The sequence below is a fragment of the Winogradskyella sp. genome, from assembly GCF_013213975.1.
Classification (GTDB): Bacteria; Bacteroidota; Bacteroidia; order Flavobacteriales; family Flavobacteriaceae; genus Winogradskyella.
In genome coordinates this window covers 1-24,372 of the sequence record NZ_JABSST010000039.1, presented here as the reverse complement: position 1 = coordinate 24,372, position 24,372 = coordinate 1, and the positions used below count along the sequence as shown (strand labels likewise).

Sequence of the window (24,372 nt, the reverse complement as noted above, 5' to 3'; positions counted from 1 at the left end):
TAAATTTAAATTTCGCTAACAGCACTTGCATCTGTAAAATCTTTCTCTTTTACCTTTTTTATTTCTTCTCCCATCTCATCATATATGCGCGCTTGCATATATTCAATTTCGCGCATATCATCATAGTATTCTGCGGCATCAATATGTCTATTGCCATACTTATTAAAGACTGTTACAATACGTTGTTTATTTACCTTAATTTGATTGTAGTCTACTATTTCTACAGTCATTTTTTCATATCTGACCACGGCGTTTGCTTTCGTCTTTAATTCCGAAGGAACTAAAAAGGCATTGTAATCAATATCCGATTGGGAGTGTAGAAAAAAAACAACAAAAGAAATCAGAAAAAAAAGCGGAGTTTTTATTCGAGGCATAAAGAGTACATAAAATTAATAGCTAACACAATATAGCAGTAAAATTGAAACTACCATAATTTTGCCTACAAAAAAATACCCTTGACTAAACTTTACTTTTAGAATCAATAATAATGGTAACAGGACCATCATTTACAAGATGTACTTTCATATCAGCACCAAACTCTCCTGTTTGAATGGGTTTTCCGAAAGTTGATTGTAATTGACTCACAAATGCCTCATATAAAGGTATGGCAACATCAGGCTTAGCTGCTTCTTTATAACTGGGTCTATTACCTTTTTTGGTGCTCGCATGTAATGTAAATTGACTTACTACAATAATCTCACCTTGAGCATCCAAAAGTGACCTATTCATGACATAATTCTCATCTGGGAAAATGCGAAGATTTATAATTTTTTTGCATAACCAATCAATATCCTCAGTACTGTCTTCATTTACTATTCCCAATAAAATGAGTAAACCGCTTTTAATATCAGCCACAGTTTGGTTGTTAATAACAACAGATGCCTCTAACACTCTTTGAATAACTACTTTCATTCGCTATCCCAATTATCGGTTCTATAATGCTCCTCTTCACCTTCTAAAATCTGAAGATAACTTCTATATCTAGAATAGGATATATCATCATTTTCTAATGCGGCTTTAACGGCGCATTTTGGTTCTTTTAAATGCAGACAGTTATTGAACTTGCAGTGCTGTTTAAGTTCGAAAAATTCTGGAAAATAATCACCAACTTCTTCCTTTTCCATATCAACCACACCAAAGCCTTTTATACCAGGAGTATCAATAATTTTAGCATCAAAACTTAAATCAAACATTTCTGCAAATGTTGTAGTGTGCTGACCTTGCATGTGCTGCTCGGAAATCTCTTTAGTTTTTAAATCTAACGTAGGTTCAATAGCATTTACAAGTGTGGATTTTCCAACTCCAGAGTGGCCAGCAAACATGCTAACCTTATCCAACATTAAACTTTTAACCTTATCTATATTTTGCCCAGATTTTGCAGATATCTCAATACATTCATAACCGATTTTTTTGTAAATATTAGCTAGATACTTAACCTCAAGTATGGTCTCTTCCGAGCAGGTATCAATTTTATTAAAAAGTAAAATAGTCTTTACCGAATAGGCTTCCGCAGTGACCAGAAATCGATCGATAAAACTCGTAAATGTTGGCGGATTATTGATAGTAACAAGTAAAAACACCTGATCCACATTGGATGCAATAATGTGCGTTTGCTTGGATAAATTCACTGATTTACGCACAATGTAATTTTGGCGTTCTTCGATGCGGTTAATGACACCTGTCTCTTTATTATTTTTAGTTTCTAACTCAAACTGTACTTTATCGCCAACAGCAATGGGATTGGTACTTTTTATCCCATCTAATCTAAATCGACCTTTAATTCGGCATTCGTAAAAATTACCGTTCATAGTCTTTACGGTATACCAACTTCCTGTAGATTTATAAACAGTTCCTGTCATTCAATAATTTAATAACAACAAAGTAACGACTTTTAACTAAAAAGTATTTATTTTATCCAGACAAAACATAAATACATGACATATGAATAAAAATTTCTTATTTGCTGTAGCAATACTCACTGGTCTAGTTTCGTTTTCTTTTATTAATAGAGAAAAAAATACAACGACGTATGAATACACCGTTGTTACGGTAATTGAGTCGATTGTCCCAAATGGCCTAGGAAGATCCCGTATGATCTCCTCTAATGAAACCAAAGATTACATGGCATACACGTCTACTAGGTCTAGTGATAAAAAGGAAGATAAGCGTAATAAATCGAGCCGAAGTGAAATCCGAGTTAAAGATTTTGAAGAAACTAAACTTTTAAACTTCTATAATTTAGGTGGTATTCGTTTTCAAAATATTGTGTCGAACGATGCCTTAATGACTTCTAAGATAAATGCGATGGTTGCCGAAGGATGGGAGTTAGCATTCATTAATACTGGTGTTGAAAGTGAAGGAGGAAAAGAAGACGGTCAAGGAATTTTTGTTACGAGATTTACATTCAAGAGAAGTATCTAACAAACCATATTCTCTACTCGTTAGAAGGCTCACAATAGTGAGCCTTTCTTTGCAGCATTAATTATATTCTAAACCAACTGAAGAATATAAATTACCCATTATCATCGGCAAAATTAAAACCTGATAAAAATCCTCAAATACACTGCTCATAAATTTTGATGGCTTCTTTAATGAAACAAAAACAAGATCTTTTAAGTCGATCTTATTACAAAATAAAGGTGTATTACCCCAATTAAAATCTAAGAGATCACATCGTTATATACTCAATTGACATTAAAAATTGGACAAATTCATATTCCAATTTAGCTCAACTCTAATAACGTGTAGTTCACATAAACAAAACCACAAATGAACTAAATATTCAATGCTCATACCAAAAATATCCTTTACATTTGATAAAGAATCAAAAAACACATTCCATGGGAACCTTTAAATTTACGTTTGTTTTAATATTCGTGTTTACTTTTAATACCTTAATGAGTCAATCGCAAAAGCAACTCGAGAGAGAAAGAAATAAAGTTGAGGTATTGACCGTAGAGGAAAGAGCGAATTTACAGTTACTCTTTTACGAGAGAACGAAAGCAATGAATCTTTCAGAAGATGTAGAGGAAGAATATTACAGGTATCTGTTGCACTATGTCTATGATATGCAGCGCCTCGATGATAAGGATAAAGACTTTACAGATGAAGAGATGAAAATTGAGTTATCCAAACTTGTCACTAAGATGAATTCTAGAATAGAACCCATTTTAACAGATGATCAGTTTAAATTGCATAAAAAAAACTGGAATAATATCATGAAAGTGGTCTATTTTAAAAACGATTGGGAATGGATTGAAGAATAGAAAAAGCCCGCCTGCGGTGCGTTTTTTTCAATTAGAATTAATCCGTTTTGTCGTTAAAAAAGGGGATTGAATTTTATTATCTTTAAAATAGCGAATTAACTATCTTATGAAAAACCAACTAACTTTACTTTTCTTGATTCTAAGCACTGTTCTTTTGGCTCAGCAAAGTAGCTATAATATTGGTGTATTATCAGACAACAGAACCTCTGAACTTAAGCCGATTGTCAAAAAATTACAATCTCAAATTATTGCGGTAGTTGGTGAAGATGCTGTTATTAATTTTCCACCAGAGAACTTTCTAGTAAATGGTTACGATCTACAAAAAGCAGAACAAAATTATCAAACTCTCTTGGGTAACGATACCGATATTATACTGGCTTTTGGAGTTGTTAATAATATGGTTGTGAGTAGACAAACTCAACATCTAAAACCGACAATATTATTTGGTTCAGTTAATAAGGACATGGTTGATGCAGATTTAACCAAAACCACTTCAGGCATAGATAATTTTACCTATTTAATAGATTCACAATCGTTTAAAGATGACCTTACAAAATTTAAAGAATTAACAGGGTTTGAAAATGTTGGAATTATTATAGAGTCTCAGTTAATAGATATTCTTCCCATAAAACAAACATTTGACAAAGAATTACAGGAGTTACAGGCACGTTACAAATTAATACCCTATGAGACCATATCAGACATAATCTCTAATTTAGATGGTATTGATGCAGCTTATCTTGCAGGAGGATTTTTTCTAAGTTCAGATGAAATTAAAGTCCTAGCCGCCACCCTTATTCAAAAAAAGATACCATCTTTCACAAACACCAGAGTTGAAGATGTGGAATTAGGACTAATGGCAACGAATCAATCGAGTGATAATTTAGATCAATTTTTTCGGAGAATCGCTCTTTGTGTCGAAGCTTATGTTAACGGAAAAAACCTATCTGAATTACCTACTTACATTAAATATACGCCACGTCTGACTATTAATTTCAATACTGCTGAAGCTACCAATGTACCCATAAAGTATAGTTTAATTACAGATACAGATTTTGTTGGTACAATGGAAAATGCGCTATCAGAGGAGAAATTCAATCTCTTGGAAGTTATAAATCAAGTTTTAGATAAAAACCTTTTATTACAATCTGCACAGAAAAATGTGGACTTAACATCTCAAGATGTAAAAGCCGCAAAAAGTAATTATCTGCCAAGTGTTACTGCTGCTGCTAATGGTACTTATACAGATCCTAATTTAGCTGAAATAAGCAACGGACTAAACCCAGAGTTTCAAACTGCTGGAACAATCAGTCTACAGCAAATGGTTTTTTCAGAAGCTGCTAATGCGAATATTTCTATTCAAAAAAGTTTACAGAAAGTACAAGAAGAAAATTTCAATACCGATCAATTAGACCTTATTTTCGACGCTACTAGCATTTATTTTAATGTACTCGTTCTAAAAACTAATGCACAAATTCAGCTACGGAATTTAGATCTCACGAAACGCAACTTGGAAATTGCAACACAAAACTTTGAAGCTGGACAATCAGGAAAATCAGATATGTTGCGTTTTCGTAGCCAGCTAGCTCAGAACACACAAACTATGGTACAAGCAGTAAATCAACTCGAACAAAGTTTTATTGCTCTAAACCAACTACTCAACAATCCTGTAAATACAGAAATAGATATAGAAGACGCAGAATTAGGAGAAGGTATATTTAGTGACTATAACTACAACCAATTACGTGACTTGGTTGACGACCCTGTTTCTAGAGAACCATTTGTGGAATTTCTTATTCAAGAAGCCAAAAATAATGCTCCAGAGCTTAAGTCTTTAGGTTATAATTTAGATGCTACGGAACGTAGTATAAGATTAAATGGTGGAGGTCGTTTTTTACCAACAGTTGCATTGCAAGGGCAATACAATCAGGTTTTTGATAGACGTGGTAAAGGGAGTACTGTGTCGCCTCCATTTGCATTAATTGACAATAACTATAGTGTAGCCTTAAATATATCAATACCTATTCTCAATCAAAACCTTACCAACATCAATCGCCAAACGGCAATAATTCAAAAGGATCAATTAAACATTAATAAAGAGAATGCAGAGTTAGCAATAGCAGCTAATGTTAGAAATGGTGTGTTGAACCTAATCAATGAAATTTCTAATATTGAATTATCCCAGGTGTCTGAAGAAACAGCTAAAGAAGCTTTAGAACTAACACAGACGGCTTACTCGAGTGGAGCTGTTAACATTATTCAATTGATTGATGCCCAAAATAATTATCTGAATGCGCAGCTAGATCGGTCTAATGCAATTTATAATTATTTGATAAATGCATTGCAGCTAGAGCGCTTCTTAGGTTATTACTTTTTGCTAAATAGTAAAGAGAGTAATGATGCCTTTACACAACGCTTTTTAGAATTTTTAAATTCAAGAAATTAAAAAACTACATAATGGCTCTTATAATTATAGCCAAACCAAAACACAATCAAAATGAAACACGGACTTAAAATTTTCAGTTTAGTTTTAACAACTTTATTGCTCTTCGCTTGCAATAATGAGGAAAAAGTTGCCGAAAAACTCATAAGACCAGTTAAGTATCAAGAGATAGGGTATTTAGGAGGCGAAAAAATCAGGAGTTTTAGTGGTACCGCAGAAACCGATAAGATTATCAATTTAAGTTTTAGAAATACTGGAATGATCACACAATTTGATATTAAACTCGGTCAAAAAGTTAAGAGAGGTCAATTATTAGCAAAACTCGATAATGTGCAGTCGCGATTGGCATATGAACAGGCTATTACCCAGCTCAACAGCGCAGAATCACAGATGAATACAGCCAAATTAAGTTTAAACCGAACGCGTTCATTGTTCGAAAAAGGGAGTGCATCTTTAAGCGACTTTGAATCTGCTAAAAATGCTTACAAGACAGCGCAAGAAAGTTTTCAATCCGCCAAGCGTGGTGTGGGCATTCAACAAGATCAAATTAATTATGGTTATATCTATGCACCTGAGGATGGGGTCATTGCATCGGTTAATTCAGAGATTGATGAAACGGTTAGCCCAGGACAAGCAGTAGCGACACTTAATGCTGGATCTGATATGGAGATTACATTAGGAATTCCAGAGAGCGTCATTAACGGAGTAAAAGAGAATATGAATGTAGATGTTGATTTTGCTTCACTTCCTGGAAAAGAGTTTAAAGCTAGTGTAACAGAAGTTTCCCCAGCAGTAGATGCTAACTCGGCCACATATCCCGTCCGCGTGAGAGTCACTAATCCGAGCGAAGAAATTAAAAGTGGAATGGCTGCTAATGTCACTTTCGATTTCGGCAAACGTAATGGAACAAATACAACTTTAGTTATTCCAGCCAATGCAGTTGGTGAAGATAGTAATGGTCGCTTTGTCTTTTTAATTGAAACTGATGGAGATCATTTAAAAGTTAAAAAACATGGAGTAGATATTGGCAATTTAACCTCAGAAGGTTTTGAAGTAAAATCTGGATTATCTGCGGGGCAAAAAATAGCCACTGCTGGTTTACAAACCTTACTGGATGGCCAAGAAGTAAAACTTCAATAACAAATACGACGGAACTTATGAATTTAGCAAAATTCTCTATCGATAAGAATCGAATCACATTTATGATATTGGCGACAATTATTCTCTTGGGTATTAATATGTACTTTAAATTATCCCAAGATAGTATGCCTCCTTACACGGTTCGAGTTGCAAATGTAGTATCGCAATTTCCTGGTGCCAGTCCAGAACGTGTCGAGCTTTTAGTGACGGATAAAATAGAAAAAGTAGCTCAAGAACTTCCGGAGTTGGATGAAGTTACAAGCACATCTCGAACAGGGCTGTCTGTGGTAAGTGTAACGCTGAAAGATGAAGTTCCATCAGAAGAAATGCAATCCGTTTGGGATCGTTTACGGAGAAAACTAAATACTATTCAAGGTTTACCAGAGGGTGTTAGACCAAATTTAGATGATGATGGCATCGGTGATGTTTATGGAATAGTAGTAGGTTTAACATCTGATGGTTTTAGTTACGCTGAAATGAAAGAGTACGCTGATGATATAAAAGACGACTTGATTAAATTACCTGATGCGGCTAAAGTAGAGCTAGGTGGAGTTCAAGACGAGCGTGTATTTGTAGAATTTGACAATACAAGATTAAAAGAATATGGCTTATCAGCCTCAAGATTACAACAGACTATAGCCTCTACTAATATTCTAAACTCAGGCGGTCAGGTTAATGTTGGTGATGAGCGAATTATACTAGAGCCTACAGGGAATTTTAATTCGGTTAACGATATAAGCAATATGCTTATTGCCGTGGGAGATGGATCTCAATCCGTAAAATTAGGAGATATCACAACCATCACGAAAGGCTACATAGATCCGCCCACACAAATTGTGAGTGTTGATGGTAAAGAAGCTATTTCACTTCATGTCAATCTTAAGGAGGATAAAAATGTTGTTTATTTAGGTGAAGCAGTTAATGAGGTTATAACAAAATGGCAAGGTAAACTTCCGATAGGACTGGAGTTAACCAGAGTGTCCTCGCTAGACGATTACATTGATTTGAAGGTTAGTGATTTTATGGTCAACCTACTTCAATCGATTAGTATTGTGTTGATTGTAATGCTGATTTTTTTGGGCATGCGCACAGGTTTGGTTATTGCTAGCTTAATACCAATAGTTACTATTATGACCTTAATGATTATGGGAATCCTAAAGATTGGTTTAAATCAGGTGACCCTTGCTGCTCTGATTATGGCCCTAGGTATGTTAGTAGACAATGCAATCGTTGTAGCAGAAACTATAATGGTAAAGTTAGAACAGGGAATTGAAAAATATAAAGCAGCGCTAGAGGCATTCTCAGAATTATGGATGCCACTGTTAATCTCTACGCTTACAACTTCTGCAGCCTTCTTAGCTTTTTATTTATCTCCAACAACCATGGGAGATATCGTAGGCCCAATATTTGTCGTTATTAGTATTGCATTATTATCATCATGGCTAATCGCATTATCAGTGATTATTATGTTCTGCTACATGTTTTTAAAGGTACCCCCAAAAGGGCAGAAAAAACCAAGTTTAGTTGACCGAATTATTGCTTCTGCAAAGCGCTACTACAAGGACTTGATCATGGTAGCATTGCGTCATAAGTACAAAGTGATTATAGGAATTTTTATTTCATTCTTTATTTCACTTTATGGCTTTGGGTTTATACCGTTTATTTTCTTTCCTGATAGTGACCGTAATATGATTACGATAGACATTAACTTACCTGAAAGTAATAAGATTGAACGTACCAGAGAAGTTGTAAATAAAATTGAAGGTTTTATGCAAGACTCATTGCGTATCAATGAGAGTCGTAATCTAGGAATACTAAATTGGTCCTCTTATATTGGTGAGGGTCCAGAATCCTATGATTTAGGATATTCGCCAGACGAGGCCAATTCTAATTATGCCCATATACTAGTTAATACAACTTCGTTCAACGAAAATGCTGATATGGTAGAACGCTTAGATGCCTATACCTATCAAAATTTCCCGAATGCGGATATAAAAGTTGGATTCCTTGGTTCAGGTGGCGGAGGCACACCTATTGAGATAAAAGTTTCAGGTCCTGATCCTGATGTGCTTTCGAGTATTGCTGAAGTCATTAAACTAAAATTAACTGAAGATCCAACGACTAAAAATGTAAAGGACGATTGGGGCCCAAAGAGTAAGAAATTTATCATTGAAATAGATCAAAGTCGCGCTCAAAATGCAGGAATCACAAGCTCTGATATCGCTACATCCTTACAAACGGTTTTAGATGGTTTCCAAACAGGAGAATATCGAGAAAATGATAAATCCATTCCTATACTAATGCGCAGTGGGGATAGTCAACAACAATCTTTAGCTTCATTAGAAACTTTAAATATTTACTCCCAAAATAGTGGTAAAAGTGTACCGCTACTTCAAGTTGCTAATATTATACCTCAATGGCAATATGCCAAAATAAAACGCTTAGATATAGACCGAACCATAAATGTTAACAGTGAATTGCGAGAAGGTGGAAATGCCGCGGCTACAATGGCTATAATGACACCATGGCTAGAGGATCAAATGACAAATGTTTGGCCGAGCGATTATTACTATACCTTGGGTGGAGATGCACAACAAACTGCCGATAATATGGGACCTATTATTGGCTATTTACCAATATCGGGTTTCATTATAGTGTTATTGTTAATTATACAATTTAACTCATTCCGCAAAATGGCAATGGTAGTACTAACTATCCCTCTAGGGATAATTGGAGTTGTAATAGGGTTATTGGTTTTTCAAGAAGCCTTTGGTTTTATGCCCTTTTTAGGTGTCATTTCTTTAGCAGGTATTGTAATTAATAATGCCATTGTTTTAATTGATCGTGTGGAGGTTGAGCTTTCAGTTGGTCGTACAGACCAAGATGCTGTAATTGCTGCTTGCTTACAACGCTTTAGACCAATTTTGTTATCTACGTTTACTACGGTATTGGGCTTAATCCCTCTTTATATATCCGGAGGTGAAATGTGGGAAGGAATGGCTATTAGCATTATGGTAGGTTTGTTATTTGGAACTATAATTACTTTATTATTTATCCCATCTCTATATAGTGCTTTGTATAAGGTAAGTTACAAAGGTTACACATTTAATGCGCAGTTATTAGAGGATTAATCAATGATTGAAAGGTTTTACAGTTATCGTTTCGAAATTTTCCTAATGACCCAATTAGTGATTCTTTTTGGATCATTATTTTTCCCGGCAGAGTTTTACGAATTTATTCTTTTGCCGTTGTTCTATATGATTAGTATAGCTGCAGGCATCTTAATGATTTCTAAAAATAAAAAGCTAATGTGGTTTTTTGCAACATTATTTGCTATTTCTGTCTTTTTCTTTGGTTTTGAAATGATTTCGAGGCGTCAGAGTACCGAAAATATACTTATACGATTTTCAATTTATTTTATCTTTTACATTACTGTAACTTGGAATATGATTAAGCAAGTTTGGCAAGCCAAACGCGTTACTAAGAATGTTATTATGGGTTTAATGAGTGGTTATATTTCCTTAGGATTTTTAGCATTCTTTTTGTTTATGTCTATAGAATTGACACACCCTGCTGGGGCGTTCTCGGGAATTATGATGGAAACGAATGATATTGCACTAAAATCTGAAGGCGTTCTATATTATGCCTTTATTACACTATTGACCATTGGATATGGTGAAATTATTCCAACAATACCTGTTGCACAAAAAGCAGCAGTTTTAGTCGGGCTCATAGGCCAGTTTTATTTAGTCATTATTACAGCAGTGGTCGTAGAGAAATATATAAAGCATTCATATGAAAATAGCTGAAAAATTTTCAATAACTAAAAAAAGGTTCATTATAATGAACCTTTTCTTCTTTCTACATATGTTATAATCATTAATGATTAATTATTTCTTCTTGATGGTTTATCGATTCTTGGTGAATCGCCTTAAACATTCGTAAAATAAACTCCTCACTTAAATTCTTTTCTTCACCTTCCAATATCATTTTACCCAAAATTTCATTCCAGCGTTTATTTTGTAAGACGGCAACATTATGCCTTTTCTTTAAGGCACCTATTTCCTCAGCAACCTTCATACGTTTCCCTAAAATCTCAATGAGTTGATGATCAATCACATCTATTTGTGTTCTAAGTGTATTGATTTTGTTCTTAAACTCGGTAGCATCTCCTACTTCCTGTCTAATACGCAAATCTTCCGTGTATTTTATCAAAGTCTCAGGGGTAATTTGCTGCGCAGCATCACTCCAGGCATTATCAGGGTCGTGATGTGTTTCTATCATTAAACCGTCATAATTCAAGTCAAGCGCTGTCTGACTTAAATCAAAAATAATATCTCGTCTACCAGCGATATGAGAAGGATCTAAAATAAGTGGTAAATCTGGGAAACGGTTTTGCAAATCTACAGCTACCTGCCATTCTGGATTATTTCTATAACGTGTCTTCTCATAGGTTGAGAAACCACGATGAATGACTCCTAAATTTTTAACCTCTGCAGTGTAAAAACGTTCAACAGCTCCTAGCCATAATGATAAATCAGGATTTACTGGATTCTTAATTAAAACTGGCTTATCCGTGCCTTTTAAAGCATCTGCAATATCCTGTACAATAAATGGACTAACTGTTGTACGTGCTCCAATCCATAAAATGTCAACATCATGCTTTAATGCCAATTCCACATGATTAGCATTGGCTACCTCTGTGGTTATTTTTAAACCTGTTTCTTCTTTTGCCTTTTGTAACCATTTAAGACCTAATGCCCCAACACCTTCAAAGTTTCCTGGGCGAGTTCTTGGTTTCCAAATTCCAGCTCTAAACACTGTCGCATCACTATCTTTTAAATCATGTGCAATTTTTAAAACTTGCTGCTCTGTCTCCGCACTACATGGACCTGCTATAACTAACGGATGCTCTAAATTGTACGCATCTAACCAGTTCCTCAATTCTTTCTTGTTCTCCATAATTCTATTAATCTCTTTTTCTTGTTTTTATTGATTTCCGTTTAAAATCTCTTTTATATGGTTTGTTGTTTCCATTTCATTATAAACTGCCTCGAAATCACCACTTTCCATAAGCTGTTTAAAGTGTTTTAAGTTGTTGATATACTCTTCTAATGTTTCTATGACATTAGTTTTATTCTGTTCAAAAATTGGTGTCCACATCGCTGGCGAACTTTTAGCTAATCGTACTGTACTTTCAAAACCACTCCCAGCCATATCAAAAATATCACGTTCGTTTTTCTCCTTTTCAATCACGGTTTTCCCAAGCATAAATGAACTTATATGAGATAAGTGCGACACATAAGCAATATGCTTGTCATGAGCTTTTGGATTCATGTAGCGAATGCGCATCCCTAATTCTGAAAATAACTTTAGGGCCTTTTCCTGTAATTTAAAAGCTGTGTCTTCAACCTCACAAATGATATTAGTTTTATTCTTGTACAAGCCCTTAATCGCTGCACTTGGTCCTGAATATTCGGTACCTGCAATAGGATGAGCTGCTAAGTAATTTCTGCGCTTTGGATGCTGTTTAACTTTTAAACATATGTCCTCTTTTGTAGATCCCGCATCAAACACAATAGCGTGTTCCGAAACTTGATCTAATACTTTTGGTAAAACCTCTAGAGTTGCATCAACAGGTATAGCAACAATGACTAAATCTGCCTTATTTAAATCTTCAAAATTGGCCTTTTCATCAATAACACCGAGAGAAAGAGCTTCATCTAAGTGCTCCTCACTTTTGTCAATACCATAAATGCGAGATTCTGAATTATGACTTTTTATATCTAAGGCAAAACTTCCACCAATTAATCCAACTCCTATGACAAAAATGTTATTCATATTTAAACTCTTGCAATCGCTTCTTTAATCACTTCTTCAGACGCACATAAGGAAAACCTAACGTAGCCTTCCCCATTACTACCAAAAACTGTACCTGGTGTTATAAAAATAGAATGTTCCTTTAAAACCAAATCTGTAAATTCTTCAGACTTTATATGTGCTGGTAATTTTGCCCAAACAAACAAGCCAGTTGCATATTGATCATATGTACAGTTTAGGGCTTCTGCTAATTTCCATATCAACTCACGTCTCTGTTCGTAAACACTATTTAAACTTACAAACCACATCTCTGAGCATTTTAATGCTTCAATGGCTCCCTTCTGGATACCATAAAACATTCCAGAATCCATATTACTTTTTACTTTAAGTATAGCACTCAGGTACTCATAACTCCCAATCAGCATACCAACACGCCATCCAGCCATATTAAACGTCTTACTAAAAGAGTTAAGCTCTAGACACACAGACTTAGCATTATTATAACGCATGATGCTTATAGGCTTTTCGTTTAAAACAAAACTGTAAGGATTATCATTAACTATGAGAATATTATGACGCTTACCAAAAGCAATAACCTCATCATAAAACTTATTAGTTGCATTGGCGCCTGTTGGCATATGCGGATAGTTAATCCACATAATTTTCACTTTACTTAAGTCCAATCGTTCTAAGGCTATAAAATCTGGCATCCAATAATTATCCTCATTTAGATCGTAATAAATTGGTTCTGCTTCTAATAGCTTAGTTACTGCAGAATAGGTTGGGTAGCCAGGATTAGGAACCAATACCTGGTCTCCTTTATTAAGAAACGCCATAGAGATATGCATAATACCTTCCTTACTTCCTAATAGTGGTAAAACTTCTGTCTGGCCGCTCAAACTTACTTTGTAACGTTTTTTATAGAAATTCGCAATTTCGTCACGAAGCTCTGGAAGACCTTGATAGCTTTGATATTTATTAGCACCTTCATCATCTAAACTATCTTTTAGGAGCATGGTAGCTTTAAACGGAGGCTCTAAATCTGGGCTTCCAATTCCAAGATTAATAATAGGTTTACCTTGAGATTTTAAAAAGGCTACTTCTTTTAATTTTTTTGAGAAGTAGTATTCCTCGACATGCTTTAAGCGGTCAGCAACTTCAATCATAATCTTGCATTTTTATATTCCCCTAACACCTTAAAATTCTCAGCCATAATTTTCATAATAGCATTTGCCTTTTCATAATCTTCGTAAGTTTCAAAAGTAACATCCACAAAAAATGCATACTTCCAAGGAGTGTCTATTTTTGGTAAGGATTGAATTTTAGTTAGGTTTAATTTACAATCACTCATGACATTAAGTATAGTAGCTAAACTACCACGCTTATGATCTAATTCAAACTTTAACGAAGCCTTATTAATTCCTATTCTTTCAGTTTCGTGATTTTGACGCTTAACAATGACGAAGCGTGTTTCATTATGTTTTATCGTCTGTATGCTTGACGCCAATACATTTAAACTATAGAGTTCTGCAGCATTTTTACTTGCAATAGCAGCAATACCTTTTATTTGCTCTGCATTAATTTGCTTAGCAACATCTGCTGTATCCTTTGCCTCAACCAATTTAATATGTGGGTAGTCCTTAAAAAACACCTTACATTGCAAAAGTGCCATTGGGTGCGAATGTACTTCTTCAATTTCATCTATACCTTGCCCATTTAAGGCCAAAAGATTATGCTGAATATCTAAATAGTACTCACCAACAATATCTAAATTATGATGATCTATCAGAGCATAGTTTGGTATAATAGAACCTGCTATAGAGTTTTCTAAGGCCATTACAATCGTATCCGTTTGACCTTGCAATAAACTATCTACCGCACTATCAAATGACATGCACTCAACCACCTCGGTATTTAAATTAAAATACTGTTGGGCGACCTCGTGATGAAACGAACCTATTATTCCTTGTATTGCTATTGGTTTTGACATAATAAAAAAGTCTCGATGTAATTCGAGACTTTGATTAATTATATTTTATTTAAAACATACTCTGTCTCGTTCCTTTACTTAAAAAAGAAATAAAACCAGTTAAAATATGTTCTAAGTGTATACATTGTTCTTATTATATGGCTAATGTAATTAATATTTTTACAAATCAAAATTGAATCTTAATGTTTTTGAAGCTCATATCAAAGTTTTAAGGAATTCATAAGAAAGTCCCAGTAATACTAATTAATACTTATTTTTGAATAAACTTTTTACACGATGTCTATTGAAGTTAAAAATCTTTCAAAATTATATAAGGATCAAATAGCACTTAATGATGTTTCTTTTAAGGTCAATAACGCTGAAATTGTTGGTTTCTTAGGACCAAATGGCGCTGGTAAGTCCACTATGATGAAGATTTTAACCACTTTTATTGAAGCCTCTAATGGTTCGGCTAATGTTAATGGTTTTGATGTTAATGGTGAGAAAAAAAGTGTACAACAGAGTGTAGGTTATTTACCAGAACACAACCCGCTCTACACAGATTTATATGTTAGGGAATATTTAAACTTTAATGCGAATGTTTTCGGTATTTCAAAATCTAGAATAGAAGAGGTTATTGAACTTACTGGCTTAATACCTGAAGCTCACAAGAAGATAGGACAATTATCAAAAGGCTATCGCCAACGCGTTGGATTGGCAAATGCACTATTGCATGACCCTGAAGTATTGATTCTAGATGAACCTACAACTGGCTTAGACCCCAATCAACTTGTTGATATTAGAAATTTAATTAAATCCATAGGGAAACAAAAAACCGTTTTTCTCTCTACGCACATTATGCAAGAAGTTGAGGCTATGTGCGATCGTGTGATTATTATAAATAAAGGTGAAGTCGTTGCCGATAAATACTTGAAAGATTTAAGAGAAGGACAAGACCAAGTTGTCATCGTTGAATTTGATTACAGGGTTGAAGATACATTTTTATTAAAGCTTCCTAAAGTATCTAAAGTTAAAAATACTATTGGTTTTGTTTATGAAATAACTTTTTCTACCAAAGAAGATATGCGCTCTCATGTTTTTGATTTTGCGCATGACAACGACCTAAAAATTCTGCAACTCAATCAGAAAAATGCCAGTCTAGAAAGTTTATTTAGAGAATTGACTAGTTAAATATCAATTGGCCAATGTAAAATTGTTCTACTGATACAATTGGTGGTTCATTAAGTGCAATAACATTTCCTGTACCTCTTAATTCAACACTTAAGGATTGGATTGGATGCACAATCATGTCGTTACTGCCGCGATGATAAATAGTAACATTTTGAGCTACTAAATCTTGACCTTGAAAACGACCATCGCCTGCGAAAAAATTTACGGATAAATTTTCTGTTGAACCCTCTATATAAAATGAAGCTAAACCATTAGAGGTTATCCTTAAATTTTGATTATTAATAGTTAAGTTATAGTCACCAACGGTAAATTCTATATTTTCATTAAAATCCTCGGAAATTAAGCTTAACATTGGATACGTTATAATACCGTTTGAAGACACTTCATATTGTGACGAATTTCTTATTTCTGTGACATTGGGTGCCTCAACATAAACTTTAGTTATCCCATAAGCTCTAACATAATTACAGATATTGTTATTTGTAAGCACCAATCGGTTACCCATAACCTCAGCCTTAACATCATTAATTAAGTTTTCACCTGTCTCTATAGTGACCCTATGCTCTGGACCTTGGCTCAGAATTAATTCGATATTACGATTCACCAAAATCTTTTCAAAATCAATAACCTCAACTTCGAGTTGTATAATATTTCCAGCAGTTTGAATACAATCATTAGCATCTTCACTATCACAGCAAAAAGCTAAAACCATTACTATGTAAATTAATTTTTTCATAATCTAACTCCTAATCCAAATTCTACAGCTTCTGCTTTAGCACCGTGCGACTTTAGGGTGATGGCGCCAAAAACCTTTTTACCAAAATATCGTTTCAAACCTATTCTAATATAAGTTCTTCCTTCAAAATCAAATGGGTAGTAAACATAATAGCCTAACTGAGTTTCTAAAGACATTTTATTGATAAACAATTCATGACCTACAAACACTCCAACGCGCTTAAAATCTTCGTCACCGCTCAAATTCTCTTCTGGGAAAGAGACGGATCTAAAATAAATTAACTCCTTCAAAAAATTTGAAAAGAAGACATCTGCACCCAATTGAATAGCACTTACATGATTCAAACGTTTATCTGCGTATGCTGAAAGCACATAAAAAGGAAATTGTCCGCTACCAATTATATCGCTTTGATTAATTCCTGTTCTAAATGCAAGATTGTACTTTATAGATTCAGTGAACTTTTCGTCACTTAGATTATCTATATATTCAGAATCTCTTTCATCTATATTATAGTTTAGCCCTAAGTTAAAAGCTATCGTATTTATGCTTGTATTAGGTGCTTTTACATTCGCATTTGAATAATGAATTAAAGAAAATCCAGCTTGTAAACCGAATCGATCAAATAAACGTTCCTTTTTATAATTAATCATTAAATAGGTTGAACTCAGTAATCGAGATCCAAATGCTATATTTCTATGATTCTCAAACCTATCATACGGATTGGTCGTGTATGCAATCCCCTGACCTATACGCAACATCAAATGTCGGTTAAAGAAGTAGAAATTATAGTGGGCATACAAACCAAAGTTATTCCCTAAAATATTATTTTTTAAATCTTGATAACTAAATGAGGCCCCATAATCGGGATAATTAAAACGTTGTTGCCAATCTTTGGTGCCAAATGTCTTTTTATTCCAACTTAAAATAACTCCTTCTGGATGACCTGAAATTAAATGCAGAATATCATTATTATGTAATACTATGTTTCCAGAAAAGTAATTAAGATCAAAATAGGAGTCTGTGCTTGACTTTTCTTGAGAAGCTAAGAAAAGTCCTATTGCACACAGTAAACTCGTAAGCCAGTACTTCATAAACATTCGGTTACTGACAAAAGTAATAGAATATTTAATTAATAAATAGGGTTAGAACTAAAGATACTACTGTTAGCAATAAGAGCTTAAGGACAAACTTGAATTCTGCTTTATTTTTCTTGATTAATTTCATAATAGATGAGGCATATTTTAATCGTACAAAGATGGTATGGGAAGGTAACTAGAGTGTTAACTTATCTCTAATTAAGTGTTATACTTTTAGCTTACCTGAAATGTATACCACACTCTCTATTACTTAAGGCCTTTACTGGATCAAAATAGTCTAGATTCTTTTTTAGTCCATACTTTAAGACATATTGATCTAGATCTTCATCCGTCCAATAGTAAAACGGACTAACTTTGAGAATTCCGTCTTTACTGTAGCTTAGTATATCCTTCTTATCTCTATAAGCTGTCTGTCTTACTCTAATATTCGTAAACCAAACATCGGGATTTAATTCACTTAATGCGCGCTTAAATGGCTCTAACTTTACAATTTCTGAAAACTGGGAATGATTATCATCTTCTAGATCAGGTGACCCTAAAGTTCTTTCAATTTCGGTCTTTGTAAAGAGCGGTTGATATTTGTGAATATTGAGTTTATATTTTTCTGTAAGAGAAGCAGCATACTCATATGTACTTTCTCCATTATACAAGGTATCGCACCAAACCACTCTGATTTGATGATCTAAAACTGACATTGTACTTAGTAATACCGAAGAGTAGACACCGAAACTTGTTGTTACAATATAGTTATCGGAAAGTCTCAACGCCCAGTCTGCAATTTCAACTGGTGTTTTATATCTCAATTTTTTATTCCAATAATCAATATCTAATGTCGGCATAGAGTTCCTGTTTTATCTTAATCACTACTTCTAGTATAAAAACACTATATATAATAACTCCTATAGATTTACTAGGATTATACAAACATAGCATTTCTTATCTAATTTTAAAGAATAAAATCAATAAAAAAGGGGTAATTATTACAAGACTTAGATAGATAAATCTGCTAAGGATGTATTTCTAAAAATTTCAAGGGTATTATCTCTTACTTTGAGCATTACATTATGCACAGCACAAGTATTCTCATCTGGGCAATCATCGCATTTTTCGTAAAAATTAAGACTTACGCAAGGCACCATTGCAATCGGACCTTCCAATAAGCGCATAATATTTGTCATCGGAATTTCTTTTGGATCTTTTAATAAGTAATAACCACCGGACTTACCTTTTTTTGATCCTAAAATACCATCTTTACGTAAGGTCAATAAAATACTCTCCAAAAACTTTCTTGAAATATTTTCAGATTTAGAAATCACAGAAATCTGAACCGGATTACGGTTTTCTTGACGTGCTAAATAGACTAAGGCCTTAATTCCATATTTAGTTTTCTTCGAAAGCATGGTATAAAGCTAGGAATTTTTGAAGACATTAAATTTTAAAATTTAATGCATAAACAAAATTGAACTTGTTTTAGCATATAAATTTAAAACACAGCTTCGGCAATGGTCTTGATATTGGTACTTTTCCCCATGGAATAATAATGCAATACAGGAATTCCTGCTTTCCGTAATTCCCTTGACTGTGCAATGCACCATTCAATTCCAACTTGTCTTACAGCATTATTGTCTTTGCATTTGACTACTTCCAAAATTAAATTTTCAGGAAGGTCTACATGAAAACGATGTGGTATTAAATTGAGTTGTTTTTTTGTTGCTATTGGTTTTAATCCAGGAATTATTGGAACAGTAATTCCCTCTTCCCTGCACTTTTCAACAAAATTGAAGTATTTCTGATTATCAAAAAACATCTGGGTAACAATGTATGTTGCACCATTTTTGATTTTTTTCTTTAAAAAATGAATATCACTTTCTATACAAGGCGCCTCCATATGCTTCTCAGGATAGGCAGCAACACCAATGCAAAAATTTGTAGCTGCTGTATTTTGTAACTCCTCATCTAGATATTTCCCGTTATTAAGCTCTTCTATTTGAGTTACTAATTCGCTCGCGTAAGAATGCCCTTCTTTTTCAGGTCTGAAATAAGTTTCGCTTTTAACAGCATCACCTCGCAGTGCCATAACATTATCAATATCCAAAAAATCCAAGTCGACTAAGAAATTCTCAGTATCCTCTTTTGTAAATCCACCGCACAGAATATGTGGTATGGCATCCACTCCATATTTATTCTGAATCGCTGCACAAATACCAACAGTACCAGGTCGCTTTTTAACCACTTGCTTTCTCAAAAGTCCATTTTCGACCTCCTTATATAGATACTCCTCACGGTGATATGTCACATCAATAAATGGAGGCTTAAACTCCATTAAGGGATCAATATTGTCAAAAATAGATTGAATATGCTGACCCTTTAAAGGTGGTAAAATTTCAAATGAGAATTGAGTTTTACCTTCCGCTTTTTTAATATGCTCAGTAACTTTCATTTCAATTTGCAATATTTGGATTCAACCATTTTTGTGCTTCCTCAACAGTTATTCCTCTGCGTAGACTATAATCAATGACTTGATCTCGTGTAATCTTTCCTAAACCAAAGTATCGTGCCTCTGGATTTCCAAAATAATAGCCACTTACACTAGCAGCTGGCCACATCGCCAAACTGTCGGTGAGTTTTACTCCAATAGTCTCTTCAACTTTGAGTAAATCCCAAATCGTTTGCTTTTCAAGATGATCTGGACATGCTGGATATCCGGGTGCAGGACGGATACCTTTATAACTTTCTTTTATTAATTCTTCATTAGACAGTTGCTCTTCCTGAGCATAAGCCCAATGTTTCACACGAATTTCTTCATGTAAATATTCAGCATAGGCTTCAGCCAACCTGTCCGCTAAAGCTTTAATCATTATAGAATTATAATCATCATAATCGGCTTCAAATTTTAAGGCCAATTCCTGCGTTCCAAAACCTGTTGAAACACAAAAGGATCCGATATAATCTTGCAATCCTGAAGATTTTGGAGCAATAAAATCCGCTAAGGCTATATTAGGCTTTCCAACTGACTTCTTGGATTGTTGACGCAGGGTTATAAATGTACCTAAATCCTTTCCGGCATGGTCCTTAACTTCTATATCATCATTTATGCTATTGGCAGCAAATAACCCAAATACAGCTTTCGCTTTTAAGAGCTTTTCGTCAAATATTTTCTTTAATAAAATCTTAGCATCAGAAAATAATTCTTGAGCTTGCTCTCCAACCATATTATCATTTAATATTTCTGGAAATTTGCCATGTAGATCCCAACTTCTAAAGAATGGAGTCCAATCTATGTATTCATCTAAACTCTTAATATTAAAATCTTCTATGACTTGAACTCCTAAAGTTTTAGGTTTTTGTATTTCTACAGTTTCCCAATTGATTTGGAATTTATTTTGTCTCGCATCTTCTAGAGATACATAGGTTTTTTGTTTGCCACGTTTAAAAAACTGAGCTCTAAACGTTTCGTACTCTTCTCGAATCTGTTCTTTATAAACCTTATTATCCTTTTGAAGCAAATTACCCACAACTGTAACCGCTCTTGAGGCATCATTAATATGAACGACTGTATTGCTATAATGTGGTGCAATTTTTACTGCTGAATGCGCCCTTGAGGTTGTAGCGCCTCCAATAATTAAAGGCATTTCAAGGCCCTCTTTTTCCATGGCCTTTGAGACATAAACCATCTCGTCGAGCGATGGAGTAATTAAACCACTTAAACCAATAATATCAACCTTTTCTTGTTTGGCGGTTTCAATGATTTTTTCTGGAGGCACCATGACGCCTAGGTCTATAATTTCATAGTTATTACAGCCTAAAACGACACTAACAATATTCTTCCCAATATCATGAACATCCCCTTTAACCGTAGCCATTAAGATTTTTCCAACAGCTTCTATGGCCCCATTCTTTTCTTCTTCAATAAATGGCTGTAGATAGGCTACAGCTTTTTTCATAACGCGGGCTGATTTTACAACTTGCGGCAAAAACATTTTACCACTTCCAAATAAATCACCAACAACGTTCATTCCTTTCATTAAGTGACCTTCTATCACTTCAATTGGCTGCTCTGACACTAACCTTGCCTCCTCAACATCTTCAATAATAAAAGCGTCTATACCCTTAACTAAAGCATGGGTAATACGTTCTTGCAGTGCAGCCTTACGCCATTCTTGTATGGCACTTTCCTGGACTTTCTTCAGACCCTTAACAGATTCGGCAAAATCTAATAGTCGTTCAGTAGCATCGTCTCGTCTATCAAACAAAACATCCTCAACATGCTGTAACAAGTCTGTATCAATCTGATCATAAACCTCAAGCATCGTTGGATTTACTATACCTAAGTTCATCCCATTTTTAATCGCATGGAATAAAAAGGATGAATGCATCGCTTCTCTTACGGTATTGTTTCCTCTAAAAGAAAAGGATACATTACTTACACCACCAGAAACGTTTGCATATGGTAGGTGTTCTCTTATCCATTTAGTAGCAGCGAAAAAGTCCAGCGCATTTTTGCGGTGTTCTTCCATACCCGTAGCAACAGGAAAGATGTTGGGATCAAAAATTATATCCTGCGGTGAGAAGTTGACCTGTTGCACTAAAATGTCATAAGAACGCTTGCAAATTTCAATACGTCTTTCATAATTATCGGCCTGACCAACTTCATCAAAAGCCATCACTATCACTGCTGCTCCATAGCGTTTAATCAATTTTGCTTGGCGAATAAATTCAGTTTCCCCTTCTTTTAAACTAATCGAATTGACAACGCATTTTCCTTGAACGACTTGAAGCCCTGCTTCAATGATTTCCCATTTTGAGCTATCAATCATTATTGGGATTTTAGCAATATCGGGTTCTGATGCAATAAGATTTAAGAAGGTTGTCATGGCATGTACTCCATCTAACATGCCTTCATCCATATTCACATCTAAAATTTGTGCTCCTCCTTCAACTTGATCTCTAGCTACATCAAGTGCTTCTTGGTAGTTACCTTCCTTAATAAGGCGAAGAAATTTTCTAGATCCAGTAACATTGGTGCGTTCACCAACATTTATAAAATTACTCTCTGGAGTGACCACCAAGGGTTCTAATCCAGATAAGGTTAAGTATTTTTTACAGTCACTCTCTGGCATTAAGCTAATTGTTTAATTTTTCGAGGTTGGTATTGTTGTGCCACTTCTGCAATAGCTTTGATATAATCTGGATTAGTTCCGCAACATCCACCAATAATATTTATGAGTCCATCTTCTAAGTATTCGGCTATTAAACTTTGCATTTCCTTGACTGTTTGATCATATTCACCAAAAGCATTTGGCAATCCAGCATTAGGATGAGCCGATGTATAAAAATCTGTTTGCTGTGCCAATCTGCTTAAATAAGGCTTTAGTTGTTTTGCACCTAATGCACAATTAAACCCAATACTTAAAAGTGGTATATGGGATACTGAAGTTAAAAAAGCTTCAACCGTTTGACCGGACAAGGTTCTACCTGATGCATCAGTTATGGTGCCAGAAACCATAATTGGAACATCTATATTACGCTCTTCTTTTACCTCTTCTATGGCAAATAGTGCAGCTTTGGCATTGAGTGTGTCAAAAATAGTCTCCACAAATAATGTATCTACGCCTCCATCAATTAATGCTTCAACCTGTTCCTTATAGGCTACACGCAATTCATTAAATGTAATGGCTCTATACTCTGGCCGGTTAACATCCGGAGATAAACTAGCCGTTCTGTTTGTTGGTCCAATACTACCGGCAACAAATCTTGGTTTATCTGGTTGCTCTCGAGTAAATTTATCCGCAACTTCTCTTGCAATTCTAGCGGATTCAAAATTGAGCTCATAAACCAAATCCTCCATTTGATAGTCCGCCATTGCAACACTGGTGCCAGAAAAGGTATTTGTTTCTATGATATCCGCACCTGCTTCAAAATATTTAGCATGAACTTCTGCAATAGCTTTTGGCTGGGTTATGGAAAGTAAATCATTATTCCCTTTTAACGGAGTAGGATAATCTTTAAAGCGTTCTCCACGAAAATCTTCCTCGGTAAAATTATAAGCTTGAAGCATGGTGCCCATAGCGCCATCTAGCACAAGAATTCGGTTTTGGATTTCTGTTTTAATAGTTGGCATTAAGCAGTCATCTTTTTTTGTTTCACAGTAAAAACTGGTTTTAATAGTTTGGACAACTGCTGAAATTCCATCAAAAACGCATCATGACCATGGATTGATTTTATTTCACCTATAGTAACATCATCTTTTACGGATTTTAAATCGACAAACGTTTTCCAATTCTCGTCTGGCTTGAATAGTAAATCCGAATTTATGGTAACAATATGGATATGCGCTGTAATCTTTGTTGCTACAGCCTTAAAATCAAAGTCATTTTGCGCCACGTTAATGGTTCTTAAAACTTGATTCATCATTTTATAGGCCTGCAGATGAAAGCGTTTGCTCAAAACCTCTCCATGGTGATTTAACCAGGATTCAATATTATATAAATCATCTGTTCGCTTAGTACGATTAAACTTCTCAGTTAACGATTCTGGCGTACGGTATAAGGTCATTGCATGTCTTCTGGCATCTGTTAAGGGTTGCGACGAATTATTTAAAATAGCATCTTGTATATGGCAGTTCGCAATGACCCAATCTGTAGACTTCCAGTCCGTTGCAATTGGAATTAAATAATCTATTAAATTAGGTTCTAATGCAGACAATTCCC

21 protein-coding genes and 1 pseudogene are annotated in these 24,372 nt (G+C 34.6%); 7 read left to right on the top strand and 15 right to left on the bottom strand.

Annotated features, from left to right (window positions below):
* Window positions 1–5: 5 nt before the first annotated feature.
* The 3 genes from HRU49_RS07690 to rsgA form a co-directional block, all read right to left on the bottom strand.
* A complete protein-coding gene (locus HRU49_RS07690) occupies window positions 6–374 on the bottom strand; it encodes a hypothetical protein (RefSeq protein WP_296355814.1) in 369 nt (122 codons plus the stop codon).
* Between the two features lie 85 nt (window positions 375–459).
* Entirely contained in the window at window positions 460–912 is a 453-nt protein-coding gene (dtd, locus tag HRU49_RS07685; RefSeq protein WP_296355812.1) for a D-aminoacyl-tRNA deacylase, read from the bottom strand.
* A complete protein-coding gene (gene rsgA / locus HRU49_RS07680) occupies window positions 909–1,859 on the bottom strand; it encodes a ribosome small subunit-dependent GTPase A (RefSeq protein ID WP_296355810.1) in 951 nt (316 codons plus the stop codon). Before rsgA ends, dtd begins: the two co-directional genes overlap by 4 nt.
* An 82-nt stretch (window positions 1,860–1,941) precedes the next feature.
* On the opposite strand from rsgA, the gene HRU49_RS07675 reads away from it, so the two are divergent.
* The 6 genes from HRU49_RS07675 (at window position 1,942) to HRU49_RS07650 (ending at window position 10,658) form a co-directional block, all read left to right on the top strand.
* Window positions 1,942–2,421 (top strand): hypothetical protein, encoded by a 480-nt coding sequence (locus HRU49_RS07675; protein WP_296355808.1) that lies wholly within the window; start codon window positions 1,942–1,944, stop codon window positions 2,419–2,421.
* Window positions 2,422–2,840: 419 nt separating this feature from the next.
* On the top strand, window positions 2,841–3,266 hold the full coding sequence (locus tag HRU49_RS07670; protein WP_296355806.1) for a hypothetical protein: 426 nt from the start codon (window positions 2,841–2,843) through the stop codon (window positions 3,264–3,266).
* Between the two features lie 106 nt (window positions 3,267–3,372).
* Complete coding sequence (locus HRU49_RS07665) at window positions 3,373–5,712, top strand: TolC family protein (protein WP_296355804.1); 2,340 nt, start codon at window positions 3,373–3,375, stop codon at window positions 5,710–5,712.
* 51 nt (window positions 5,713–5,763) lie between these two features.
* Window positions 5,764–6,849, top strand: coding sequence for an efflux RND transporter periplasmic adaptor subunit (locus tag HRU49_RS07660; protein ID WP_296355802.1), 1,086 nt, complete (start codon window positions 5,764–5,766; stop codon window positions 6,847–6,849).
* A gap of 17 nt (window positions 6,850–6,866) precedes the next feature.
* Window positions 6,867–9,980 carry an efflux RND transporter permease subunit gene (locus HRU49_RS07655; protein ID WP_296355801.1) on the top strand — a complete coding sequence of 1,038 codons (3,114 nt, stop codon included), beginning with the start codon at window positions 6,867–6,869 and terminating at the stop codon, window positions 9,978–9,980.
* Between the two features lie 45 nt (window positions 9,981–10,025).
* On the top strand, window positions 10,026–10,658 hold the full coding sequence (locus HRU49_RS07650) for an ion channel (protein ID WP_296355799.1): 633 nt from the start codon (window positions 10,026–10,028) through the stop codon (window positions 10,656–10,658).
* A 70-nt stretch (window positions 10,659–10,728) separates the two neighbouring features.
* Here the strand turns inward: HRU49_RS07650 and HRU49_RS07645 are convergent, their stop codons facing one another.
* Genes HRU49_RS07645 through HRU49_RS07630 form a run of 4 tightly spaced genes read right to left on the bottom strand, consistent with a single transcriptional unit; the run spans window position 10,729 to window position 14,659 of the window.
* Window positions 10,729–11,811, bottom strand: a complete 1,083-nt coding sequence (locus tag HRU49_RS07645; protein ID WP_296355797.1) for a bifunctional 3-deoxy-7-phosphoheptulonate synthase/chorismate mutase type II — start codon at window positions 11,809–11,811, stop codon at window positions 10,729–10,731.
* A 27-nt stretch (window positions 11,812–11,838) separates the two neighbouring features.
* Entirely contained in the window at window positions 11,839–12,690 is an 852-nt protein-coding gene (locus HRU49_RS07640; RefSeq protein ID WP_296355795.1) for a prephenate dehydrogenase, read from the bottom strand.
* A gap of 2 nt (window positions 12,691–12,692) precedes the next feature.
* A complete protein-coding gene (locus tag HRU49_RS07635; RefSeq protein ID WP_296355793.1) occupies window positions 12,693–13,835 on the bottom strand; it encodes an aminotransferase class I/II-fold pyridoxal phosphate-dependent enzyme in 1,143 nt (380 codons plus the stop codon).
* Window positions 13,832–14,659 (bottom strand): prephenate dehydratase, encoded by an 828-nt coding sequence (locus HRU49_RS07630; protein WP_296355791.1) that lies wholly within the window; start codon window positions 14,657–14,659, stop codon window positions 13,832–13,834. The genes HRU49_RS07635 and HRU49_RS07630 overlap by 4 nt, the downstream gene beginning before the upstream one ends.
* A 276-nt stretch (window positions 14,660–14,935) precedes the next feature.
* On the opposite strand from HRU49_RS07630, the gene gldA reads away from it, so the two are divergent.
* On the top strand, window positions 14,936–15,829 hold the full coding sequence (gene gldA / locus HRU49_RS07625; protein ID WP_296355789.1) for a gliding motility-associated ABC transporter ATP-binding subunit GldA: 894 nt from the start codon (window positions 14,936–14,938) through the stop codon (window positions 15,827–15,829).
* Here the strand turns inward: gldA and HRU49_RS07620 are convergent.
* The 8 genes and pseudogenes from HRU49_RS07620 to HRU49_RS07585 all read right to left on the bottom strand — a co-directional run.
* Window positions 15,822–16,565: a head GIN domain-containing protein gene (locus tag HRU49_RS07620; RefSeq protein WP_296355787.1), complete on the bottom strand. Its 744-nt coding sequence runs from the start codon at window positions 16,563–16,565 to the stop codon at window positions 15,822–15,824. The two genes, gldA and HRU49_RS07620, sit on opposite strands and share 8 nt — an antisense overlap.
* Window positions 16,562–17,656 carry an acyloxyacyl hydrolase gene (locus HRU49_RS07615; protein ID WP_296355785.1) on the bottom strand — a complete coding sequence of 365 codons (1,095 nt, stop codon included), beginning with the start codon at window positions 17,654–17,656 and terminating at the stop codon, window positions 16,562–16,564. The genes HRU49_RS07620 and HRU49_RS07615 overlap by 4 nt, the downstream gene beginning before the upstream one ends.
* Window positions 17,657–17,880: 224 nt before the next feature.
* Window positions 17,881–18,501, bottom strand: a complete 621-nt coding sequence (locus HRU49_RS07610; protein ID WP_296355783.1) for a phosphoadenosine phosphosulfate reductase family protein — start codon at window positions 18,499–18,501, stop codon at window positions 17,881–17,883.
* 150 nt (window positions 18,502–18,651) lie between these two features.
* Window positions 18,652–19,062, bottom strand: a complete 411-nt coding sequence (locus HRU49_RS07605) for an Rrf2 family transcriptional regulator (protein ID WP_296355781.1) — start codon at window positions 19,060–19,062, stop codon at window positions 18,652–18,654.
* 83 nt (window positions 19,063–19,145) lie between these two features.
* Window positions 19,146–20,102, bottom strand: coding sequence for a methylenetetrahydrofolate reductase [NAD(P)H] (metF, locus tag HRU49_RS07600; RefSeq protein ID WP_296355779.1), 957 nt, complete (start codon window positions 20,100–20,102; stop codon window positions 19,146–19,148).
* A 1-nt stretch (window position 20,103) separates the two neighbouring features.
* The gene (metH, locus tag HRU49_RS07595; protein ID WP_296355777.1) at window positions 20,104–22,782 is read right to left on the bottom strand and encodes a methionine synthase; all 2,679 of its coding nucleotides are present in this window, start codon (window positions 22,780–22,782) and stop codon (window positions 20,104–20,106) included.
* The gene (locus tag HRU49_RS07590; protein ID WP_296355775.1) at window positions 22,782–23,783 is read right to left on the bottom strand and encodes a homocysteine S-methyltransferase family protein; all 1,002 of its coding nucleotides are present in this window, start codon (window positions 23,781–23,783) and stop codon (window positions 22,782–22,784) included. The genes metH and HRU49_RS07590 overlap by 1 nt, the downstream gene beginning before the upstream one ends.
* Window positions 23,783–24,372 (bottom strand): annotated as a pseudogene (locus HRU49_RS07585) (homoserine acetyltransferase); the annotation flags it as partial. The pseudogene HRU49_RS07585 and the gene HRU49_RS07590, both read right to left, overlap by 1 nt.

What these genes read in the sequence shown, in the direction of transcription:
- HRU49_RS07690 (WP_296355814.1), bottom strand. Translation starts at nt 374, where the DNA reads ATGCCTCGAATAAAAACTCCGCTTTTTTTTCTGATTTCTTTTGTTGTT.
- dtd (WP_296355812.1), bottom strand. Translation starts at nt 912, where the DNA reads ATGAAAGTAGTTATTCAAAGAGTGTTAGAGGCATCTGTTGTTATTAAC.
- rsgA (WP_296355810.1), bottom strand. Translation starts at nt 1,859, where the DNA reads ATGACAGGAACTGTTTATAAATCTACAGGAAGTTGGTATACCGTAAAG.
- HRU49_RS07675 (WP_296355808.1), top strand. Translation starts at nt 1,942, where the DNA reads ATGAATAAAAATTTCTTATTTGCTGTAGCAATACTCACTGGTCTAGTT.
- HRU49_RS07670 (WP_296355806.1), top strand. Translation starts at nt 2,841, where the DNA reads ATGGGAACCTTTAAATTTACGTTTGTTTTAATATTCGTGTTTACTTTT.
- HRU49_RS07665 (WP_296355804.1), top strand. Translation starts at nt 3,373, where the DNA reads ATGAAAAACCAACTAACTTTACTTTTCTTGATTCTAAGCACTGTTCTT.
- HRU49_RS07660 (WP_296355802.1), top strand. Translation starts at nt 5,764, where the DNA reads ATGAAACACGGACTTAAAATTTTCAGTTTAGTTTTAACAACTTTATTG.
- HRU49_RS07655 (WP_296355801.1), top strand. Translation starts at nt 6,867, where the DNA reads ATGAATTTAGCAAAATTCTCTATCGATAAGAATCGAATCACATTTATG.
- HRU49_RS07650 (WP_296355799.1), top strand. Translation starts at nt 10,026, where the DNA reads ATGACCCAATTAGTGATTCTTTTTGGATCATTATTTTTCCCGGCAGAG.
- HRU49_RS07645 (WP_296355797.1), bottom strand. Translation starts at nt 11,811, where the DNA reads ATGGAGAACAAGAAAGAATTGAGGAACTGGTTAGATGCGTACAATTTA.
- HRU49_RS07640 (WP_296355795.1), bottom strand. Translation starts at nt 12,690, where the DNA reads ATGAATAACATTTTTGTCATAGGAGTTGGATTAATTGGTGGAAGTTTT.
- HRU49_RS07635 (WP_296355793.1), bottom strand. Translation starts at nt 13,835, where the DNA reads ATGATTGAAGTTGCTGACCGCTTAAAGCATGTCGAGGAATACTACTTC.
- HRU49_RS07630 (WP_296355791.1), bottom strand. Translation starts at nt 14,659, where the DNA reads ATGTCAAAACCAATAGCAATACAAGGAATAATAGGTTCGTTTCATCAC.
- gldA (WP_296355789.1), top strand. Translation starts at nt 14,936, where the DNA reads ATGTCTATTGAAGTTAAAAATCTTTCAAAATTATATAAGGATCAAATA.
- HRU49_RS07620 (WP_296355787.1), bottom strand. Translation starts at nt 16,565, where the DNA reads ATGAAAAAATTAATTTACATAGTAATGGTTTTAGCTTTTTGCTGTGAT.
- HRU49_RS07615 (WP_296355785.1), bottom strand. Translation starts at nt 17,656, where the DNA reads ATGAAGTACTGGCTTACGAGTTTACTGTGTGCAATAGGACTTTTCTTA.
- HRU49_RS07610 (WP_296355783.1), bottom strand. Translation starts at nt 18,501, where the DNA reads ATGCCGACATTAGATATTGATTATTGGAATAAAAAATTGAGATATAAA.
- HRU49_RS07605 (WP_296355781.1), bottom strand. Translation starts at nt 19,062, where the DNA reads ATGCTTTCGAAGAAAACTAAATATGGAATTAAGGCCTTAGTCTATTTA.
- metF (WP_296355779.1), bottom strand. Translation starts at nt 20,102, where the DNA reads ATGAAAGTTACTGAGCATATTAAAAAAGCGGAAGGTAAAACTCAATTC.
- metH (WP_296355777.1), bottom strand. Translation starts at nt 22,782, where the DNA reads ATGCCAGAGAGTGACTGTAAAAAATACTTAACCTTATCTGGATTAGAA.
- HRU49_RS07590 (WP_296355775.1), bottom strand. Translation starts at nt 23,783, where the DNA reads ATGCCAACTATTAAAACAGAAATCCAAAACCGAATTCTTGTGCTAGAT.